The sequence below is a fragment of the Massilia cavernae genome (assembly GCF_003590855.1).
In the GTDB taxonomy this organism is placed as follows: Bacteria; Pseudomonadota; Gammaproteobacteria; order Burkholderiales; family Burkholderiaceae_D; genus Telluria_A; species Telluria_A cavernae.
Window position 1 is genome coordinate 1 of the sequence record NZ_QYUP01000155.1, and the last position, 18,488, is coordinate 18,488.

General features: G+C 63.6%; 18 protein-coding genes and 2 tRNA genes. 10 read left to right on the forward strand and 10 right to left on the reverse strand.

The genetic code is table 11. The features are described 5' to 3' along the window. Both icmH and tssJ read right to left on the reverse strand, forming a co-directional pair. Window positions 1-585, reverse strand: a 585-nt coding sequence (gene icmH / locus D3872_RS21400; RefSeq protein ID WP_147373956.1) for a type IVB secretion system protein IcmH/DotU, incomplete at its 3' end; no start/stop codon positions are given. A 58-nt stretch (window positions 586-643) separates the two neighbouring features. After that, complete coding sequence (gene tssJ, locus D3872_RS21405) at window positions 644-1,210, reverse strand: type VI secretion system lipoprotein TssJ (protein ID WP_182915888.1); 567 nt, start codon at window positions 1,208-1,210, stop codon at window positions 644-646. A gap of 187 nt (window positions 1,211-1,397) precedes the next feature. On the opposite strand from tssJ, the gene D3872_RS21410 reads away from it, so the two are divergent. From D3872_RS21410 to tssA, 6 genes are all read left to right on the forward strand, one after another. Then, window positions 1,398-1,973: a tetratricopeptide repeat protein gene (locus D3872_RS21410; RefSeq protein ID WP_119812694.1), complete on the forward strand. Its 576-nt coding sequence runs from the start codon at window positions 1,398-1,400 to the stop codon at window positions 1,971-1,973. A gap of 60 nt (window positions 1,974-2,033) precedes the next feature. After that, window positions 2,034-2,543, forward strand: a complete 510-nt coding sequence (gene tssB, locus D3872_RS21415) for a type VI secretion system contractile sheath small subunit (protein WP_119812695.1) — start codon at window positions 2,034-2,036, stop codon at window positions 2,541-2,543. Then, complete coding sequence (gene tssC, locus D3872_RS21420; protein ID WP_119812696.1) at window positions 2,543-4,030, forward strand: type VI secretion system contractile sheath large subunit; 1,488 nt, start codon at window positions 2,543-2,545, stop codon at window positions 4,028-4,030. The genes tssB and tssC overlap by 1 nt, the downstream gene beginning before the upstream one ends. A gap of 27 nt (window positions 4,031-4,057) precedes the next feature. Next, the gene (locus tag D3872_RS21425; RefSeq protein ID WP_119812697.1) at window positions 4,058-4,549 is read left to right on the forward strand and encodes an Hcp family type VI secretion system effector; all 492 of its coding nucleotides are present in this window, start codon (window positions 4,058-4,060) and stop codon (window positions 4,547-4,549) included. Between the two features lie 249 nt (window positions 4,550-4,798). Continuing rightward, the gene (gene tssH / locus D3872_RS21430; protein ID WP_119812698.1) at window positions 4,799-7,438 is read left to right on the forward strand and encodes a type VI secretion system ATPase TssH; all 2,640 of its coding nucleotides are present in this window, start codon (window positions 4,799-4,801) and stop codon (window positions 7,436-7,438) included. Window positions 7,439-7,448: 10 nt separating this feature from the next. Next, the gene (tssA, locus tag D3872_RS21435) at window positions 7,449-8,444 is read left to right on the forward strand and encodes a type VI secretion system protein TssA (protein WP_119812699.1); all 996 of its coding nucleotides are present in this window, start codon (window positions 7,449-7,451) and stop codon (window positions 8,442-8,444) included. Between the two features lie 48 nt (window positions 8,445-8,492). Here tssA and D3872_RS21440 read toward each other — a convergent pair whose 3' ends face one another. The 4 genes from D3872_RS21440 to D3872_RS21455 all read right to left on the reverse strand — a co-directional run bounded on the left by D3872_RS21440 (window position 8,493) and on the right by D3872_RS21455 (window position 9,774). Beyond that, window positions 8,493-9,056: a phasin family protein gene (locus D3872_RS21440; RefSeq protein ID WP_119812700.1), complete on the reverse strand. Its 564-nt coding sequence runs from the start codon at window positions 9,054-9,056 to the stop codon at window positions 8,493-8,495. A 69-nt stretch (window positions 9,057-9,125) separates the two neighbouring features. Further along, window positions 9,126-9,332, reverse strand: coding sequence for a hypothetical protein (locus D3872_RS21445; RefSeq protein WP_119812701.1), 207 nt, complete (start codon window positions 9,330-9,332; stop codon window positions 9,126-9,128). A 166-nt stretch (window positions 9,333-9,498) separates the two neighbouring features. Then, a tRNA-Leu gene (locus D3872_RS21450) sits at window positions 9,499-9,583 on the reverse strand. Window positions 9,584-9,689: 106 nt separating this feature from the next. Then, window positions 9,690-9,774, reverse strand: a tRNA-Leu gene (locus D3872_RS21455). A gap of 365 nt (window positions 9,775-10,139) precedes the next feature. Between D3872_RS21455 and rnr the strand changes: the two genes are divergently transcribed. From rnr to D3872_RS21475, 4 genes are all read left to right on the forward strand, one after another. Next, the gene (gene rnr, locus D3872_RS21460; RefSeq protein WP_119812702.1) at window positions 10,140-12,608 is read left to right on the forward strand and encodes a ribonuclease R; all 2,469 of its coding nucleotides are present in this window, start codon (window positions 10,140-10,142) and stop codon (window positions 12,606-12,608) included. 5 nt (window positions 12,609-12,613) lie between these two features. Continuing rightward, window positions 12,614-13,357, forward strand: coding sequence for a 23S rRNA (guanosine(2251)-2'-O)-methyltransferase RlmB (rlmB, locus tag D3872_RS21465; RefSeq protein ID WP_119812703.1), 744 nt, complete (start codon window positions 12,614-12,616; stop codon window positions 13,355-13,357). Between the two features lie 161 nt (window positions 13,358-13,518). Then, window positions 13,519-14,256, forward strand: a complete 738-nt coding sequence (gene cysE / locus D3872_RS21470; protein WP_119812704.1) for a serine O-acetyltransferase — start codon at window positions 13,519-13,521, stop codon at window positions 14,254-14,256. 8 nt (window positions 14,257-14,264) lie between these two features. Further along, entirely contained in the window at window positions 14,265-14,948 is a 684-nt protein-coding gene (locus tag D3872_RS21475) for a YceH family protein (RefSeq protein WP_119812705.1), read from the forward strand. A 62-nt stretch (window positions 14,949-15,010) separates the two neighbouring features. Here the strand turns inward: D3872_RS21475 and D3872_RS21480 are convergent, their stop codons facing one another. The 4 genes from D3872_RS21480 to D3872_RS21495 form a co-directional block, all read right to left on the reverse strand. Further along, window positions 15,011-15,982, reverse strand: coding sequence for a hypothetical protein (locus D3872_RS21480; protein WP_119812706.1), 972 nt, complete (start codon window positions 15,980-15,982; stop codon window positions 15,011-15,013). Then, window positions 15,979-16,836 (reverse strand): ABC transporter ATP-binding protein, encoded by an 858-nt coding sequence (locus D3872_RS21485; RefSeq protein WP_119812707.1) that lies wholly within the window; start codon window positions 16,834-16,836, stop codon window positions 15,979-15,981. The genes D3872_RS21480 and D3872_RS21485 overlap by 4 nt, the downstream gene beginning before the upstream one ends. After that, window positions 16,833-17,201 (reverse strand): GntR family transcriptional regulator, encoded by a 369-nt coding sequence (locus D3872_RS21490; RefSeq protein WP_119812708.1) that lies wholly within the window; start codon window positions 17,199-17,201, stop codon window positions 16,833-16,835. The genes D3872_RS21485 and D3872_RS21490 overlap by 4 nt, the downstream gene beginning before the upstream one ends. A 203-nt stretch (window positions 17,202-17,404) precedes the next feature. Beyond that, window positions 17,405-18,454 carry an ABC transporter ATP-binding protein gene (locus D3872_RS21495; protein ID WP_119812709.1) on the reverse strand — a complete coding sequence of 350 codons (1,050 nt, stop codon included), beginning with the start codon at window positions 18,452-18,454 and terminating at the stop codon, window positions 17,405-17,407. Window positions 18,455-18,488 lie beyond the last annotated feature (34 nt).

Below are 18,488 nucleotides of genomic sequence, written 5' to 3' on the forward strand. Positions count from 1 at the left end.
CAGCTTGTTGGCAATCTGGTCGGGACGCTCGGCGTGCGGCGCAAACCCGCGGTGCTTGCCGCGCATGCGCGCAATTTCGTCGCCCAGGCGCGAGGACAGGTAGTTCAGCTTGTCCGGCCCGTCGAGCGCGTACTTGCCCTGGAACCCGAGCAGCAGGCACAGGTGGAACACTTCCAGCGATTGCAGGTGCACGTTGCCGCGCGCGCGAAGGTCCTCCAGCTTCTGGAAGAAATGCTCGCCTGCCAGCTGGTCGCCGAACAGCCTCAGCTGCAGAGGGCGCGTTTCCCATGCTTCGCGGATGTTGTATTGCGAGCGCAGGATGATCTCGTCTACTGCGGCGCAGTACGCATACTTGGCCGCTTCGACATCCTCTGGCGCCACGCCCATCTGCTTGGCGCGCCGGTCGACGTCGCCCAGAAACTGCGTGATGTGGTCGACGAAGCCGGCCTTGTCGTGCGGGCCGCACCCGTTCTTGAGCAGGAACAGGGCGTAGAAACCTTCGTACATCAGGTCGACCAGTGAGCGTGGGCCGGTTGCGGCCGCCCGCGCCGGCGCCGCCGCGCGGCGTTCAATGTGTGGAGTCATGCGGATCGTTCTCCGGTAAAAAGGTCATCGCTTTAGCTTGAGGGAAATAGTTTGGCGTTCATTGACAGGGCGCAGGCGACTGGAGTTTTGCGCTGGCCCCAACCGCCGCGGCGCCCGCTCCGCTGCTCAGGCCGCATGCGTGGGCGCCGATCGTCACGCCGGCCTGTTCCGCGTCCGGTACGGCATAGGCCAGCCGCCACCGTTGCGGCGCGGGAGAGTGGAACAGCGCGACTACACCGACGAAGCCCGCCTCGCGGCTGACTTTCTCAACGACCTCGTAACGCTGGCCAGGCACCAGCATGACGTCCTTCACATCCAGAAGGTCGGTTCCCAACGCCGCCTTTTCCTTCTGGGGATCGAGAAATGCGTCGTACGGCGCCCGCAGGAAGGCCGCGTTCTGCCGCAGCGTGTAAATGCGCGCGACCAGCGCGAGTGGCCGTCCTTGCGCGTCGACATTGAGCTTCTTCGCGGCGTGCAGCCGGATCGGCACACTGCGCGGCGGCTTCAGCGCGTCGGCCATCCCGGCCGGCTTGCGCAGCCCGGCCGCTTCCAGCGCGGAGCCACCGGCGGCGCAGCCGCACAGCGTCATGGCAAGCAGGGAAAGGAAAACAGGACGCAGCATCATCGGACATTCCTTGTTGAATCACCGAAACGCTTATTTAAGGTGAAGCGGGACGGTGGTCCGTGACGCCGCACAACTTTCAGCGACATTCTTCCTGCACAGGAATAACCCGTTCCTTGACTCCACGCAATTTGTCGAAAATTCCCTTGTCCAATAATAGCGGCTGGACAAACGGTACTGGAGAGCAAGCATGAATGTGAAGCGATTGATGCCTGGACTTGTTTGCGTTGCCTTCCTGTCGGCGTGCGCCACCACCGACCCTTCAACCACCGCCAGGTCGCATGCGACGATGCAAGATTCGATGACCGCCGCCGAGGCCGCCATCAAGGCCGGCAAGACGGAAAGCGCGATGGAAATCCTGCGCGGCGCGGCCAAGTCGCATCCGGCCGACAAGACTCCCTGGATCCGCATGGCCCAGCTGCGCTATGACGCCGACGATTACGGCCAGGCCATCGTGCTGGCCCAGGAAGCGATCCAGCGCGATGGCGACGACACGCTGGGGCACAGCATCGCCGCCGTCAGCGGCCTGCGCGTCGCCAGCAAGGCGCTGGCTGACCTGACGCGCAAGAACAATCTCAGCGGAACCATCCGCTCCGAAGCACAGGACCTCGCGAAGCTTCTCCGCACCAGCCTGGGCGAAGAAACCCTCATACCGGGTGGCCGCCCCGCGCGTCCGGTGGCGACGGTCAAGCCAGCCAAGCCCGCCCAGGGTCCGGCCGCCGGCGCCCGCAAACAGGGCGGCGATCCGTTCGGCTCGCTGCAGTAACACTTCCTTCCCGGGCCGGCCGCGCGCCGGCCCGCCTCCCGCAACCCCTTGGAGTTGTCAATGGCCAAAAATGACAGTGTGCAGAAACGCCTGCAGAAAGTGCGCGCGCCGCGCGTGCAGATGACTTACGACGTTGAAATCGGCGACGCCATCGAGAACAAGGAACTGCCGTTCGTGGTCGGCGTCGTCGGCGATTTCGGCAACGACCCGGAAGCCGAAAAGAAGAAGCTGAAGGACCGCAATTTCGTCAACGTCGACGCCAGCAACTTCGATGAAGTGCTGGGCGGCGTCGCGCCGGTCGCCCAGTTCCGCGTACCGAACCAGTTGAGCGGGGAGGGCGGCGAGTTCGGCGTCAAGCTGCAGTTCCGCGAAATGAACGACTTCCGTCCCGAGTCGGTCGTGCAGCAGGTCGCGCCGCTGAAAGGCCTGCTCGAAGCGCGCACCAAGCTGGCCGACCTGCGCAACAAGCTGGCCGGTAACGACAAGCTGGAAGACATCCTCAGCGATGTCCTCAGCAACACCGAGAAGCTCGAAGGCCTGCGCAAATCCAAGACCACGGAGGTCAAATAATGTCCGCCGTCCTTGCAGAAACCAAAGCCCCGCAGGCGGTCGAACTCGATACCGGCCTGCTGGACCAGATCGTCGAACAAAGCCGCGTCGCCAAGTCCACCAGCGAGCACGAACGCGCGCGCGACATCATCTCCGAGCTGGTGAACCAGGTCATGGAAGGCACGGTGGTCATGTCGTCGAACCTGTCGGCCACGCTCGATGCGCGCGTGGCCGAAATCGACCGCATGCTCTCCGAGCAGCTCAGCGCCATCATGCACGCGCCCGAGTTCCAGAAGCTCGAACGCAGCTGGACCGGCCTGCACTACCTGGTGAAGAACTCCAGCACCGGCGCCAACCAGCAGATCCGCATGATGAATGCGACCAAGAAGGAGCTGGTGAAGGACTTCCAGTCCGCGCTCGAATTCGACCAGAGCACGATCTTCAAGAAGGTCTACGAAGAAGAATTTGGCACCTTCGGCGGCGCGCCTTACGGCACCCTGATCGGCGACTTCGAGATCTCGCGCCAGCCCGAGGACATGTACTTCATCGAGCAGATGTCGCACGTGGCCGCCGCCGCGCACGCGCCGTTCATCACCTCGGCCTCGCCAGAGCTGTTTGGCCTCGAAACCTACGGCGACCTTGGCAAGCCGCGCGACCTGGCCAAGGTGTTCGACACCGCGGAATACGCGAAGTGGAAGGCCTTCCGCGAATCCGAAGACGCGCGCTACGTCGGCCTGACCCTGCCGCGCTTCCTCGGCCGCTTGCCGTTCAACCCGGTCGACGGCATGACCACCGAGGGCTTCAACTTCGTCGAGGACGTGGACGGCACCGACCACCACAAATACCTGTGGTGTAACGCGGCTTACGCCTTTGCCACCAAGCTGACCAGCGCCTTCGAAAACTACGGCTGGTGCGCTGCGATCCGCGGCGTCGAGGGCGGCGGCCTGGTCGAGGACCTGCCGACCCACACCTTCAAGACCGACGAAGGCGAAGTGGCGCTCAAGTGCCCGACCGAACTGGCGATCACCGACCGCCGCGAGAAGGAACTGTCCGACCTGGGTTTCATCTCGCTGGTCCACTGCAAGAACACCGCCTACGCCGCTTTCTTCGGTGCCCAGTCGGCCCAGAAGGCGCGCAAATACGCCAACGATGCGGCCAACGCCAACGCGGTGCTGTCCTCGCAACTGCAGTACATCTTCGCCGTGTCGCGCATCGCGCACTACATGAAGGCCATGATGCGCGACAAGATCGGCAGCTTCTCGGCCGCTTCCAATGTCGAAGACTTCCTCAACCGCTGGATCACGCAGTATGTCCTGCTGGACGATAACGCCAGCCAGGACCAGAAAGCGCAGTTTCCACTGCGCGAAGCCAGCGTGCAGGTCAGCGAGGTGCCGGGCCGGCCCGGCGTCTACCGCGCGGTGTCCTTCCTGCGGCCGCACTTCCAGCTCGACGAGCTGTCCGTTTCGCTCCGACTGGTCGCGGAGCTTCCTCAGTCGACCAAAAACTGATTCACCCCCACCACTTAGGAGCTAAACATGGCAATTGACGTATATCTGCAGATTGACGGGATCAAGGGCGAGTCGACCGACGACAAGCACCGCGACTGGATCGAGTGCAAATCGGTCGCCTGGAGCGTGAACCAGCCAAAATCGGCTACCGCTTCCACCGGCGGCGGCCACACGGCCGAACGCTGCGAGCACAGTGAAATCCAGATCGCCAAACTGGCCGACCTGTCCACGCCGATCCTGCTGCAGACCTGCTCCTCGGGCAAGACCATCCCGCGCGCGAAGCTGGAGTTCATGCGCGCCGATGGCCAGGGTGAGCGCATCAAGTACTTCGAGATCGAGCTGGAAAATGTCCTCATCGGCGACGTCAGCCCGACTGTCGGCGAGGGCGACATCCTGACCGAAAGCTTGGGCATCAAGTTCTCGAAAGTGAAGTGGAAGTACACGCAGCAGAAGGTCGGCGGCGGCTCCGGCGGCAATACCTCGGGCGGCTGGGACCTGGCGTCCAACAAGATCGTCTAGGTCCGGCGATCGCCACCAGGCCGCGGCCAGCCGCGCCGCGGCCCCTTCCAGGAACGATCATGAGAATCCATACGCGTTTACTGATCGAGCGGCGCGCCATGCTGCGCCTGCGCACGCTGCTCATGCTGGCAATGCTCGGCGTCGGCACGGCGCTGGTCACCACCTGACGCCTCGCGCTTCGAGCGCGAGGCACCTCCCAAAGTCACCCGCGCACGGCCTGGTGCGCCTTCATACAAGGAATCCCCGGCGATGGACATCAATCTCAAGACCCTGATCGGCAAGTTGAACGACACGACCCGCACCGCGGCCACGCGAGCGGCGAACATCTGTGTCGGGCTGGGGCAGTACGAGGTCGATGTCGAGCACCTGTTCCTGGCGCTGATCGAGCAGCCGGGCAGCGACTTTGTGCGCATCGCGAACCAGTGCGGCATCAGCCAGACCGGTCTCGAGACCGACCTGCGCAACGAGATCGGCCGCTTCCAGGCGGGCAGCTCGCGCACGCCGGTGTTCTCGCGCCACCTGCCGACCCTGTTCGAGCACGCCTGGCTGATCGCGTCGCTGGGCAGCGGGAAGCCGAATCTGATCCGCAGCGGCTATCTGCTGCTGGCGCTGCTGACCGAGCCCGAACTGTCGCAGCTGGCGCACCGCGGCTCGCGCCTGTTCGCACAAATTCCGCTCGACCGCCTGAAGCACGACTTCGACAAGCTGACCCGCGGCTCCGATGAGGCCGTGCAGGCGCCGGCCGTGGAGCAGGCCGGCGGCGATCCCGTTGGCGAGCTGTCCGCCACCGCAGGCGCTAAGACACCCGCGCTCGACCAGTTCACCACCTGCCTTACCGCGCGCGCCCGCGACGGCAAGCTTGACCCCGTGATCGGGCGCGACCCCGAGATTCGCCAGGCGATCGACATCCTGATGCGGCGTCGCCAGAACAACCCGATCCTCACCGGCGAAGCGGGCGTCGGCAAGACCGCCGTGGTGGAGGGGCTGGCACTGCGCATCGGCAGCGGCGACGTACCCGAAGTGCTGCGCAACGTCGACATCCACACGCTGGACATGGGCCTGCTGCAGGCCGGCGCCAGCGTCAAGGGCGAGTTCGAGAACCGCCTGAAAAACGTCATCGACGAAGTGAAGAAGAGCCCGCGCCCGATCATCCTGTTCATCGACGAAGCGCACACGATGATCGGTGCCGGCGGCGCGGCCGGGCAGAACGACGCCGCCAACCTGCTCAAGCCTGCCTTGGCGCGCGGCGAGCTGCGCACCGTCGCCGCCACCACCTGGGGCGAATACAAGAAGTATTTCGAAAAGGACGCGGCGCTGGCGCGGCGCTTCCAGGTGATCAAGGTCGAGGAACCGGACGAGGAAATCGCCTGCGCCATGCTGCGCGGGATGGCGCCGCTGATGGAGAAGCACTTCGGCGTGCGCGTGTACGACGACGCCATCACCGAGGCGGTACGCCTGTCGCACCGCTATATCAGCGGGCGCCAACTACCGGACAAGGCGATCAGCGTGCTCGATACCGCCTGCGCCAAGGTGGCGCTGGGCCAGAACGCCACGCCAGCTTTGATCGAGGGCGGCACGCGCATGCTGGAGCGGATCGATGCCGAGATGGCTGCGCTGACGCGCGAGCAGAACGCAGGAGCGGATCATGGCCAGAAGCTAGCGCTGCTGCGCGCGAGACGGGTCGAAGCGACCGGGGAGCAGCGCTGCCTGCAGGAGCGCTGGGAGCGCGAACAGTCGATCTGCGCCGAGATCACCCGCATGCGCTCGCGGCTGGAGGAAAGCGGCGGCAAGGGCGACACCGCCGCGCTGCGCAAGATGGTGGATGAACTGCGCGAAGTGCAGGGCGAAGCGCCGCTGGTGCCGGTGCAGGTCGACGGCCACGTGGTGGCGGAGATTATCGCCAACTGGACCGGCATTCCGATGGGCCGCATGGTCAAGGACGAGATCCGCACCGTGATGAACCTGCAGGGCATGCTGGACGAGCGCATCCTCGGCCAGCCGCATGCCAGCTCGGTGGTGGCGCAGCGCGTGCGTACCTCGCGCGCCAACCTGGACGACCCGAACAAGCCGAAGGGCGTGTTCCTGTTCGTCGGTACCTCGGGCGTGGGCAAGACCGAAACCGCGCTGGCGCTGGCCGACCTGCTGTACGGCGGCGAGCGCAAGCTCATTACCATCAACATGAGCGAGTACCAGGAAGCGCACAGCGTCTCGGGCCTGAAAGGCTCGCCGCCGGGCTATGTCGGTTATGGCGAAGGCGGCGTGCTGACCGAGGCGGTGCGGCGCAATCCCTACAGCGTGGTGCTGCTCGACGAGATCGAGAAGGCACACCCGGATGTGCTGGAGCTGTTCTTCCAGGTGTTCGACAAGGGCGTGCTGGACGATGCGGAAGGACGCGAGATCGACTTCCGCAACACCGTCATCATCGCCACCTCGAATGCCGCCTCCAGCCAGATCATGCAGGCCTGCCTGAACAAGCCGCCGGCCGAACTGCCTCCGCCCGAGCAGCTTGCCGCGATGATCCGCCCCCAACTGGTGAAGCACTTCAAGCCGGCCTTCCTGGGCCGCCTGGCGGTGGTTCCGTTCTACCCGATCTCGGACGACGTGCTGGCGAATATCATCCGGCTCAAGCTCCAGCACATCCGGAAGCGCGTGGCGGCCAACCACCAGGCCGGGTTCGGTTTCGACGATTCGCTGGTGGAAGCGGTGCTGGCGCGCTGCACCGAAGTCGACTCCGGCGCGCGCAATGTCGACAACATCCTGAACGGCACCTTGCTGCCGGAACTGGCGGGTACGGTGCTGGCCCGCATGGCCGAGGGCAAGGAGATCACCGCGATCAAGGTCGGCGCCACCAAGGCCGGCAAGTTCAAGTACGCGATCGAGCCGGCATGAAGAGGACGCCATGCTGAATATCGAACAGATGCTCGCTCCGGTCAGCGAGATTGCCCCCTGCGGCGAGGACATCGCCTTCTCCAGCGAAGTGGACGCCATCGCCAAGGCGCGCCAGGCAGACGACCCGACGCTGGAGCAGGGCGCGTGGGTGACCAGCCTGCGCGAGGCCGACTGGAAGCTTGTCTCGACCCGCTGCGCGCAGCTGATCGAAAAGCGCAGCAAGGACCTGAGGCTGGCGGTCTGGCTGGCGGAAGCCTCCGCCAAGACGGATTCCTTCCGCGGCCTGGCCGGTGGGCTGCTGCTGGTCTCCGCCTTGTGCGAAAAGTACTGGGACGGCGTGCACCCGCTGTCCGACGAAGGCGGCTTCGAGCAGCGTATCGGCAACCTGTGCTGGATCGCAGCGCGCCTTCCGCAACTGGTGATGGAGATGCCGGTGGTGGAAAGCGGCGGCGCGCGCTATTCCATGCGCGATTTCGAGGCGGCGCGCAGCCGTGCGGGCGAGGAGGGCGTGCCGGACGTGGAAGCGGTGCGCCGCAATACCCCGCGCGCTTTCTACGAGGCGCTGATCGAGGATACGGGCAGCTGCATGAAGGCGGTACTGGAACTTGAACGCGTTGTCGATGAGCGCCTGGGCGCGGACGGGCCAGGATTTTCGGCGGCCAAATCGGCGCTGGAGAGCGTGGTTCACTTCACGGCGCCGTTCGCGCAGGAAGCGGGGGCGGTGGCCAGCGCGCCGGCGGCGCAGGACGGTGGAGCTGTGACAGTCCATGCGCAGGAAAGCCAGGTTGGACATGGCCCGCTCCAGACCAGGGCGGCAGCGCTCGCGCAGCTACGCCAGGTGGCCGACTACTTCCGCCGCACCGAGCCGCACAGCCCCGTCGCTTATCTCGCCGACAAAGCCGCGGCGTGGGGCGAACAGCCCTTGCACGTATGGCTGCGCGCAGTCGTCAAGGACGAAGCGGCGTACGCGCATATCGAGGAGTTGCTGGGATTGCAGGCGACCTAGGTCCTGCATGGGAATTGGGCTCCCTGATAGCGGGCGCCCATGCTGCCATCACTCGGCCGCCTCATTCTTCGGCGCCGGCTTTAACGCCCCCACCTGAGCCGTCGCCTTCGCAATCTCCTGCTCCACGGTCTTCACCGCCTCGCGCGTCGCACGGGTTACTTCCTCGTAGCCCTTGAAAGCATTGTCGATCGCAGCCTTGATGACGTCGACCGCGTTTTCCGATCCCGGCTTGACGTTCTTGGTCACGTCGTAAATCAGCGCCGACAGCGTATTTTTTGCTTCGGCCATGTGATGGTCGGCCGCCTCGGTGAATTCCTTGTGGATGTCTTCGATGATGACCTTCAGCTGTTCGCCGTAAGCGACCGCGCCGCCGACTGCCGGCTGGACCTGCGAAGCGGCTGTATCCATGGCCGCTTTGGGATCCTTGGCCTGGCTGAGCTCCATGCCGGCGTCGACGGAACCCTTGACCGAGTTCTTTGCGGTAGCCATGTTCAGCGCGATCACCTGTTCCACGCCGTCGACCGCTTTGCTGGTCAGGGCGTTAAAGGTGTTCATCTGGAGTTCGAAAAGCGTCTTGGTGGCATTTGCAAATTGTTCGGGATTCGTAAACATTAACTTCTCCTCGGTGGATTGACTGCGACGGGATGACGACTTTCTGCTTTCTCCAATTCGTTTATTCTATTATTTACCGGACATTAACTTTACGCAATGACTATCGCGGAACGGGCCGGCGGCCTGTGTCCAGCCTTTTCCAAGGGGAGTCTGGGAACAAACCAGCGCACCGTCGATCTTGCTGCGCCACTGGAACCAGGGCGCAGGGGCGGCCGCGAGCATGGCGCAGGCGCCGGCGAGCACAGTGGCGAGGACGATGTTGGGAAGGATTTTCATGTAGCCCGAGGATAGCGGGTCTGCTTGCCAAGTCAAGCGCACGACACAAGCGGATCCGGCCCGGTATTCGGGGAACGAGGCGGTACAACGCAAAACGCCGCAATCCTTTTGCAAAGATTGCGGCGTTTTGCGGCATACAAAAATTCGGAATATGCATCCGGTAGAGTGGTGCCCACGGAGGGACTCGAACCCCCACACCTTGCGGCACATGGACCTGAACCATGCGCGTCTACCAATTCCGCCACGTGGGCACTGATACTACGACTACCAACAACAGCATTTACATCTTCAAACTAAAACGCCGCAATCCGATGATTACGGCGCAAGAGCAAGAACTCGGAAGTACATCCGGTAGAGTGGTGCCCACGGAGGGACTCGAACCCCCACACCTCGCGGCACATGGACCTGAACCATGCGCGTCTACCAATTCCGCCACGTGGGCACTGCTGCTGCTTTGCTACGGTGCGACGTTGCCGTCGACTTGTGCTATCATACTAGGCTTTGCAGTTTTGCGCCAGAGCTAACTTTCGCGTACCTTTTTTGCCGCTGCGAATTACCGCTGCGATGCCGCCTGATACTCCTGCTTTCCCGCTTCCTGCGTTACCGCCGTTGCGAGAGACCAAAATTATAGGCGGAACAATTTGAAATGTCAAAGCTCTCGGCTTCGATTTTTTCCAGCACGCTACGTTAGGCGAATGACGCGGCCTTCCGTTACACTACGCATATCAACGTGTCAATCGATTCACAGTGCCGGCAGCCTCGACGTATGCTGGGTCGCTACCACCAATAATAAGTATAGAAAACGATTTGAACCAACCTACTCACACCATTCCCAGCCGTGAAGAAATTCTCGGCATTTTCCGTACCGCTGATGCCGCGCTCGACATCGAATCGATCGCCGGCACGCTCAAGGTAAAGCCGGCCGCGCTGGGCGTGCTTGCGCGCCGCCTCAGCGCGATGGAGCGCGACGGGCAGTTGCGCTCGACCGAAGACGGCACCTATGAACTGGCCGACCACTCCGGCTTCATCAGCGGCAAGGTCAGCGCCCACCGCGACGGCTTCGGCTTCGTCATCCCGGACGAACCGGGCGAAGACCTGTTCCTGAACGACAAGGAAATGCAGAAAGTCCTGCACGGCGACCGCGTACTGGCGAAAGTCACCGGCACCGACCGCCGCGGCCGCAAGGAAGGCACCATCGTCGAAGTCGTCACCCGCGCCAACACCCACGTCATCGGCCGCCTGCTCAAGGAAAACGGCAGCTGGGTGGTCGCGCCTGAAGACAAGCGCATCGGCCAGGACATCATCGTGTCCGGTTCGCCGGGCAAGGCCAAGGCAGGGCAGGTCGTCAGCGTCGAGCTGCTCGAACAGCCTTCCCGCTTCAAGCAGCCGGTCGGCAGAGTCGTCGAAGTGCTCGGCGACCTGGACGATCCCGGCATGGAAATCGAAATCGCCGTGCGCAAGTTCGGCGTGCCGCACATCTTTTCGCCCGAAGCGCTGAAGTCCGCCAACAAGCTGCCGTCCGAAGTGCGCGACGCCGACCTGGCCGACCGCGTCGACCTGCGCGACATCGCGATGGTCACCATCGACGGCGAAGACGCGCGCGACTTCGACGATGCGGTGTACTGCGAACCGGTCAAGCTGGGCAAGGGTAACGGCTACCGCCTGATCGTCGCGATCGCGGACGTCAGCCACTACGTCAAGCCGAACGACTCGCTCGACGGCGACGCGATCGAACGTAGCACCTCGGTCTACTTCCCGCGCCGCGTCATCCCGATGCTGCCCGAGAAGCTGTCCAACGGCCTGTGCTCGCTGAACCCTGCGGTGGACCGCCTGACCCTGGTCTGCGACGCGGTCGTCACCGACCAGGGCGAGATCGAGGCCTACCAGTTCTATCCGGCCGTGATCCACTCGGCCGCGCGGCTGACCTATAACGAAGTGGCCGACATCCTCGGCAACACCGCGGGCCCTGAAGCTGCGCGCCGTCCGGCCATCGTGCCGCACCTGCTGAACCTGAACGACGTGTTTCACGCGCTGCTCAAGGCTCGCCTGAAGCGCGGCGCGATCGACTTCGAAACCACCGAAACCTACATCGTCTGCAATGCGCTTGGCAAGATCGAAAAGATCATCCCGCGCACCCGCAACGATGCGCACCGCCTGATCGAAGAGTGCATGCTGGCGGCGAACGTGTGCGCGGCTGACCTGCTGGCGCGCCACAAGCACCCAGGCACCTACCGTATCCACGCCTCGCCGACCAAGGAAAAGCTGACCCAGGTTCGCACCTTCCTGAAGCAGGTAGGCCTGACCCTGAACGGCGGCGACAAGCCGGCCGCGAACGACTACGCCGAGTTGATGAAGCAGGTGAAGGAGCGCCCGGATGCGCCGCTGCTGCAGACCATGCTGCTGCGCTCAATGCAGCAGGCCGTCTACAGCCCGGACAACATCGGCCACTTCGGCCTGGCGTACGAGGCGTATGCCCACTTCACCAGCCCGATCCGCCGCTATCCCGACCTGCTGACGCACCGCGCCATCAAGGCCATCCTGAACGGCAAGAAGTACGAGCCGAAAGGGATCGACCTGCAGGGGCTGAATACCACCGTGTCCAACGCCACGCGCAAGCAGCAGGCCAAGGACAAGGCGGCCGGCACCCACAAGCAGGAAAAAGACCTGACCATCTGGGACGCGCTGGGCGTGCACTGTTCCGCCAACGAACGCCGCGCCGACGAAGCGTCGCGCGATGTCGAGGCCTGGCTGAAGTGCTACTTCATCAAGGACAAGCTGGGTGAGGAATTCACCGGCGTGGTATCCGGCGTGACGACCTTCGGCATCTTCGTCCAGCTCGACCAGCTGTACATCGAGGGCCTGGTGCACATCACCGAACTCGGTACCGACTACTTCCAGTACGACGAAGCGCGCCATGAGCTGCGCGGCGAACGCACCGGCAAGCGCTACCAGCTGACCGACCGCGTGACGGTGCAGGTTTCGCGCGTCGACCTCGAAGCGCGCAAGATCGACCTGGTCCTCGCCGGCAGCAGCGTGTCTGCCGACACCGGCGTGGGCAAGCCGAAGAGCGCCGCGCACAAGGCGCTCGACGCCAAGCCGGCCAGGGCCGTAAAACAAGGCGCGGCCAAGCCGTCGCGCTACCAGCTCGAAGCGATCGAGGAAGAGGAACTGGCGCCAGTCAAGCCTAAACGTGCGAAGAAAGCTTCGCCCGCATCGGCCAAGACGGCAGCCCGTCCCGCAAAAGCACCATCCAAAACCAGCAAGAAGAAGCGATAAGAAGAATGAAGAACAAAATGATTTTCGGGTTCCACGCGGTGACCTCGCGTTTGCGTCATGAGGCGTCGTCGGTGGAAGAGATCTTTGTCGATGCGGGCCGCCAGGACCGCCGCATGCACGACCTGATCGCCGGCGCCAAGGCAGCCGGCGTGCGCGTGATGCCGGTCGATTCGGCACGCCTCGACAAGATCGTCGGAACCCGCCGCCACCAGGGCGTGATCGCGTTCGCGAGCCAGCTGGCGCTCGCACGCAACCTGGACGAACTGCTGGACGCCATCGAAGGTCCGCCGCTGCTGCTGATCCTCGACGGCATCACCGACCCGCACAACCTGGGCGCCTGCCTGCGCGTTGCCGACGGCGTCGGCGCGCATGCGGTGATCGTGCCGAAGGACCGCGCGGTTGGCCTGAACGCCACCGCCGCCAAGGTGGCGAGCGGTGCGGCCGAAACCGTGCCTTACATCACCGTGACCAACCTGGCGCGCACCATGCGCGAGCTGAAGGAACGCGACATCCTGCTGATCGGTACGTCGGACGACGCCGACCGCGGCCTGTACGAAGCCGATTTCACCGGCCCTGCGGCGCTGGTGATGGGCGGGGAAGGCGAGGGCATGCGCCGCCTGACGCGCGAGACCTGCGACATTCTCGTGAGCATCCCGATGTTTGGCTCGGTGGAAAGTTTGAACGTGTCGGTAGCGTCCGGCGTCTGCCTGTATGAAGCACGCCGCCAGCGCATGTCGAAAGAAGGCTAACCGTTGATCCGTCGTTTCCGGCAATGCCGGAAACGACGGGCTAGGTGCAGTAGTGGAAGCAAGCTCATCCACCGCCCTCCCAATCTTGAGCCCTCATAAGCAAGCATGAAGCGGATAGGCTACCATGCCTGTATCGCAACTGTTTCCCCTCTCCCTGTCCTATGTTTCCCAAGCTCCGCCAAGATATCAAGAGCATCATCGACCGTGACCCTGCTGCGCGCAATGCATGGGAAGTGATCACTTGTTATCCAGGGTTCCAGGCCATCATGATGCATGGCTGGGCGCATGCTTGCTGGAAAGCCGACCTGAAATGGATCGGGCGCTTCATCTCCTACCTCGCGCGCATCATCACCGGCATCGAGATCCACCCTGGCGCCACTATCGGCCGCCGCGTGTTCATCGACCACGGCTTCGGCGTCGTGATCGGTGAAACCGCCATCGTCGGCGACGACTGCACCATCTACCAGGGAGTCACGCTGGGCGGCACTTCGCTGCACAGCGGGACCAAGCGCCATCCGACCCTCGAGCGCGGCGTCATCATCGGCGCCGGCGCCAAGGTGCTCGGCGCATTCACCGTGGGCGAGTACGCCAAGGTCGGTTCGAACGCTGTGGTGATCAAGCCGGTGCCTGCCGGCGCCACGGCGGTCGGCAACCCGGCCCACATCGTGCGCAAGGACGACAACGCACGCAGCGCCCAGATGTTTTCGGCCTACGGCGTCACGCCCAACGGCGACGACCCGATGTCCAAGGCCCTGCATGGCCTGATCAACCACGCCGCCCGCCAGGACGAGCAGATGGAGCGCATGATGGCCACCATGAAGGCAGCCGGGATCAACTGCCCGCACATGCCCGAGTGTGATAAATTGGATTCGGCAGAGTTGAACAAACTGGTCGAATAAGGACATCGATGACTACTGAAACGACTGAAGGCCCGGATACCGCGGCCGAACTGGATCCGTTCGAGATCCGCGTGCTGGCGGTACTCGCCGAAAAAGAAGCCCTCACTCCCGACAACTACCCGATGTCGCTCAATGCGCTGACCAACGGCTGCAATCAGCTGTCCAGCCGCGACCCGGTGATGCAGCTGTCGGAGGAAACCGTGGCCGAAGTGCTGCAGCGCCTCATGCAGCGCAAATACGTCAATGGCATCACCCAGGCCGGCGCGCGCGTGACCAAGTACGAGCACCGCATGCGCCTCAAGTGGACGCTGGAGCAGGACAAGCTGGCGGTGCTGGCGATACTGATGCTGCGCGGTCCGCAGACGGCGGGCGAGATCCGCACGCGCAGCGGCCGGATTCACGAGTTCAAATCGGTGGCCGAGGTGGAGTCGGCGCTGCAATTCCTGATCGATAAATATCCGCCGGTGGTAGCAAAGCTGGCGCTGGCGCCAGGAACCAAGGAGCCACGTTACGGGCAACTGCTGGGCGGGGAGGCTGCGCTGGCGCGCGAGGAGTCGGCGTTTGGTTCGGTGTCGTCGCCGTCGGGGCAGGGCGGGCGCTTGGCGCAACTGGAGCAGGAAGTTGCTGCTCTACGAAGCGAAGTCGCGGACTTGAAGGCCCACTTCGAGACCTTCAGACAGCAGTTCGAATAAATGGTTTACCCCAAAACGGCGGAAGAGGGCTGAACGCCCGTCATCCGCCGTTCTCGGTTCACTTAGCCCTCGTCCTTCCAGCGGCGCAGGCGCATCGTTGCGAAGATCATCGCAGCACCGGCGATCGCGCCGATCCACACGCTCGGGCCGGTCAGCGTCATCCACGACTGCACGAATACCGAGCTGGTGTCGATATGCTTTCCGGCCGAAATCAGGTCAGGGTTGATCTGCTCGAAACCGAACCATGCGCCAGGCACAAGTCCCAGCAAGCCACGCGCCACCACGTTCTGGATAAACCAGTCCGCATTGATCCCCACGCCCATCAGCTGGTTGGCCCACTTGACGATGATGATAGCGATCACCGGCGTGCCGACGGCCCACAGGAACACCTTGGACTTCGCCCATGCCGACACCATCAGCAGCCAGCCGACGGTCGGCAACGCCCACAGCGCATAGACCGGCAGCAGTCCCAGGATCTGCAGCGGCGCGAGGTACACGGCAGGCGTCGACAGGACGGTGGCAAACAGGTTGACGCCGCCGAATGCGAGCGCGGTGCAGGTCACCAGCAGGATAAGCACCGACGCGAAGGTCGCCACCGCAATGGTGATCAGCGGCGCCACGCAGATGGCGATGACCAGTTTCGACAGCACGGTCTGCTGGTCCGACACCGGCAGCGATTTCCAGAACAGGATGCTGCGGTCGCGGCGCTCTTCGAACATCGCGCTCAGGCAGTAGAAGAACACGATCACGCTGAGCATGATGAACAGCGGCGCCGACGCGGCGATGTACCCGGAAGACATCGCCGTGACGAACATCTGCTGCTGCTCCGGCGTCAACGAGTTGAAGGCAACCGTCATGTCGGCCATGTGGCCGTTGACCGTGATCTGGCCGCCAAACCGGCCCTTGTTGATCGCGTATACCACCGTGCTTCCGATGAACACCACGATCGCCGCGGCCACTGCGATCGGCGCCCAGAAGATCGACCCCTTGTGCTCCCAGAACTCGCGCTGGACGAGCCATTTCATCGTTTTCATGCGTAGATTCCTTTCATGGTCGCGACGAACAGGTCGGCGACGCTTGGATTGCGGGTCTCGCCGAGCGTGGCGAGCTGGGTGCGCGGTACGCCGTCGAACAGCATCACCGATTTGCCGAACACGGTGCGCTGGTCGATCGGCTGCAGGGCGTTGGCGGCATTGAGCTTGTCGGCGGGGACCATCACCTCGGTATAACGCTCGCCCACTTCGTCCATCGATGCCGACAGCACGATCTTCCCTTCGCGGATGAACATCAGGTCGGTCAGGATGTGCTCCACTTCTTCCACCTGGTGGGTGGTGATCACGATGGTCTTGTGCTCGTCGAAGTAGTCCTCCAGCAGGTTCTGGTAGAACTGCTTGCGGTACATGATGTCGAGGCCGAGCGTCGGCTCGTCCAATACCAGCAGCTTCGCGTCGATCGCCATCACCAGCGCCAGGTGCAGCTGGACGATCATCCCCTTGGACATGGACTTGACCTTCATGTCCGGCGACAGCTTGGTGTTGGCGATGTAGCGTTCGGCCTTCTTGCGGTCGAAGCGCGGATGCACGCCTTCGACGAAGTCGATCGCTTCGCGTACGCGCAGCCAGCGCGGCAGGATCGCCACGTCGGCGATGAAGCAGACGTCTTTCATCAGTTCGTCACGCTGGGTGCGCGGGTCGAAGCCGAGGACTTTCAGTTCGCCGTCGAAGGGAATCAGTCCCAGCGCCGCTTTCAGGGTGGTGGTCTTGCCCGAGCCGTTGGGGCCGATCAGGCCGACGATGCGGCCGGCCGGGATGTCGAAGCTGATGTCGTCGACCGCCACACGCTTGCCGTAACGCTTGGTCATGCCGCGCGCGGACATCACGGTGCTCATGCCGCACCTCCCGGCGCCGCAGGGCGCAGCAGCTGGTCGAGGTTGAGGCCAAGCTGGCGGATGCGCTGCATCATGGCCGGCCATTCTTCGCGCAGGAAGCGTTCGCGTTCGCTGGCCAGCAGTTTTTCACTCGCGCCTTCGGTAACGTACATGCCAATTCCCCTTCTTTTTTCTACTAGGTTATCGTCCACCAGTTCCTGGTAAGCCTTGGACACGGTGATTGGGTTGAGCTGGTATTCCGCGGCGATCTGGCGCACCGATGGCAGCGCATCGCCGGCCTTGAGCACGCCGTCGAGCATCATGCCGACCACGCGCTCCTTGAGCTGGCGGTAAATGGGGGTGTTGTCATTCCAGCCGATTGTCATTGCCGACTCTCCTCTGTAGGTGTGCAGCGCGGTAAACCATGATTCCTCCAGTGCTGAGGTGTTGTGATCAAGTGGTGTTGTAGTGAACTATAACACCTGCAAAAAGCTTGTCAACGTGTTTTTGAACAAGCGTGACAGGCGTGAGAAAGCGGCGGAAGCGCGAAGCAGTGAAACAGGGGGGGGCGAATTGCGCGAGGCGGGAATCAGTCGAGCGGCGGGGAAGGGAAGGCGACCACGTGGTCAATCGCCAGGCGGATGCCGATCTGCTCGCCGATAGCGTGGTTGTGGTGGCTTGGCACCAGTGACAACAGCAGTTCGCCGCTCGGCAGCGTCAAGGTGTACATGAACTCGGCCCCGCGGAACGCCTTGGCGACCACCTCGGCCTGCTGCTCGCTGGCGTCGTCATGGACCACATCGTCGGGCCGAAGCAGCACCCGCACCGTCGTTCCGGCTTCGGAGGTGCCGGTGTCGGACGGCAGTACCCCGAGCTCGACCTGGATCCGGCCCGGTTCGATTACCGTACCCGGCAAGAACACGCCCTGGCCGACGAAGTCGGCGACAAACCGGTTCACAGGGCGGTGATACAACTCGTACGGTGCGTCCCATTGCTGGATGCGGCCTTCGTTCATCACGCCAATCTGGTCGGCCAGTGCAAACGCCTCGTGCTGGTCGTGCGTGACGAGGATGGCGGTCGTGCCTTCGGCCTTGAGGATGTCGCGCACCTCGATCGCCAGGCGCTCGCGCAGGTCGACGTCCAGGTTCGAAAACGGCTCGTCCAGCAGCAGCAGGCGCGGACGCGGCGCCAGTGCGCGCGCCAGCGCAACGCGCTGCTGCTGGCCGCCCGACAGTTCATGCGGATACTTCTGGTCCTGTCCCGCCAGCCCGACCGTTTCAAGCAGTTCGGCCACGCGGGCGCTGCGCGCCTCAGCGCTTCCGCCGCGCAGGCCGAAGCCGATGTTCGCGCCAACGCTCAGGTGAGGGAACAGCGCATAGTCCTGGAACACCATCCCGATGCGGCGCTCCTCGGCCGGCACATGCGCGCTTGCGCTGCCGATCAGGCCACCGGCCAGGACAATCTCGCCGGCGCCGACGTGCTCGAAGCCCGCAATGCAGCGCAGGACCGTGGTCTTGCCGCAGCCGGACGGGCCAAGCAGGCAGCCGATCTCGCCGGCCTCCAGCTGGAACGACAGGTGGTCGACGACCACGTGCTTGCCGTGCGCGTAGGAGATGTTCTTCAGTTCGAGTAGAGGCATGGTTGGGGCGGAATGGAAGAGTAATCAATTATAA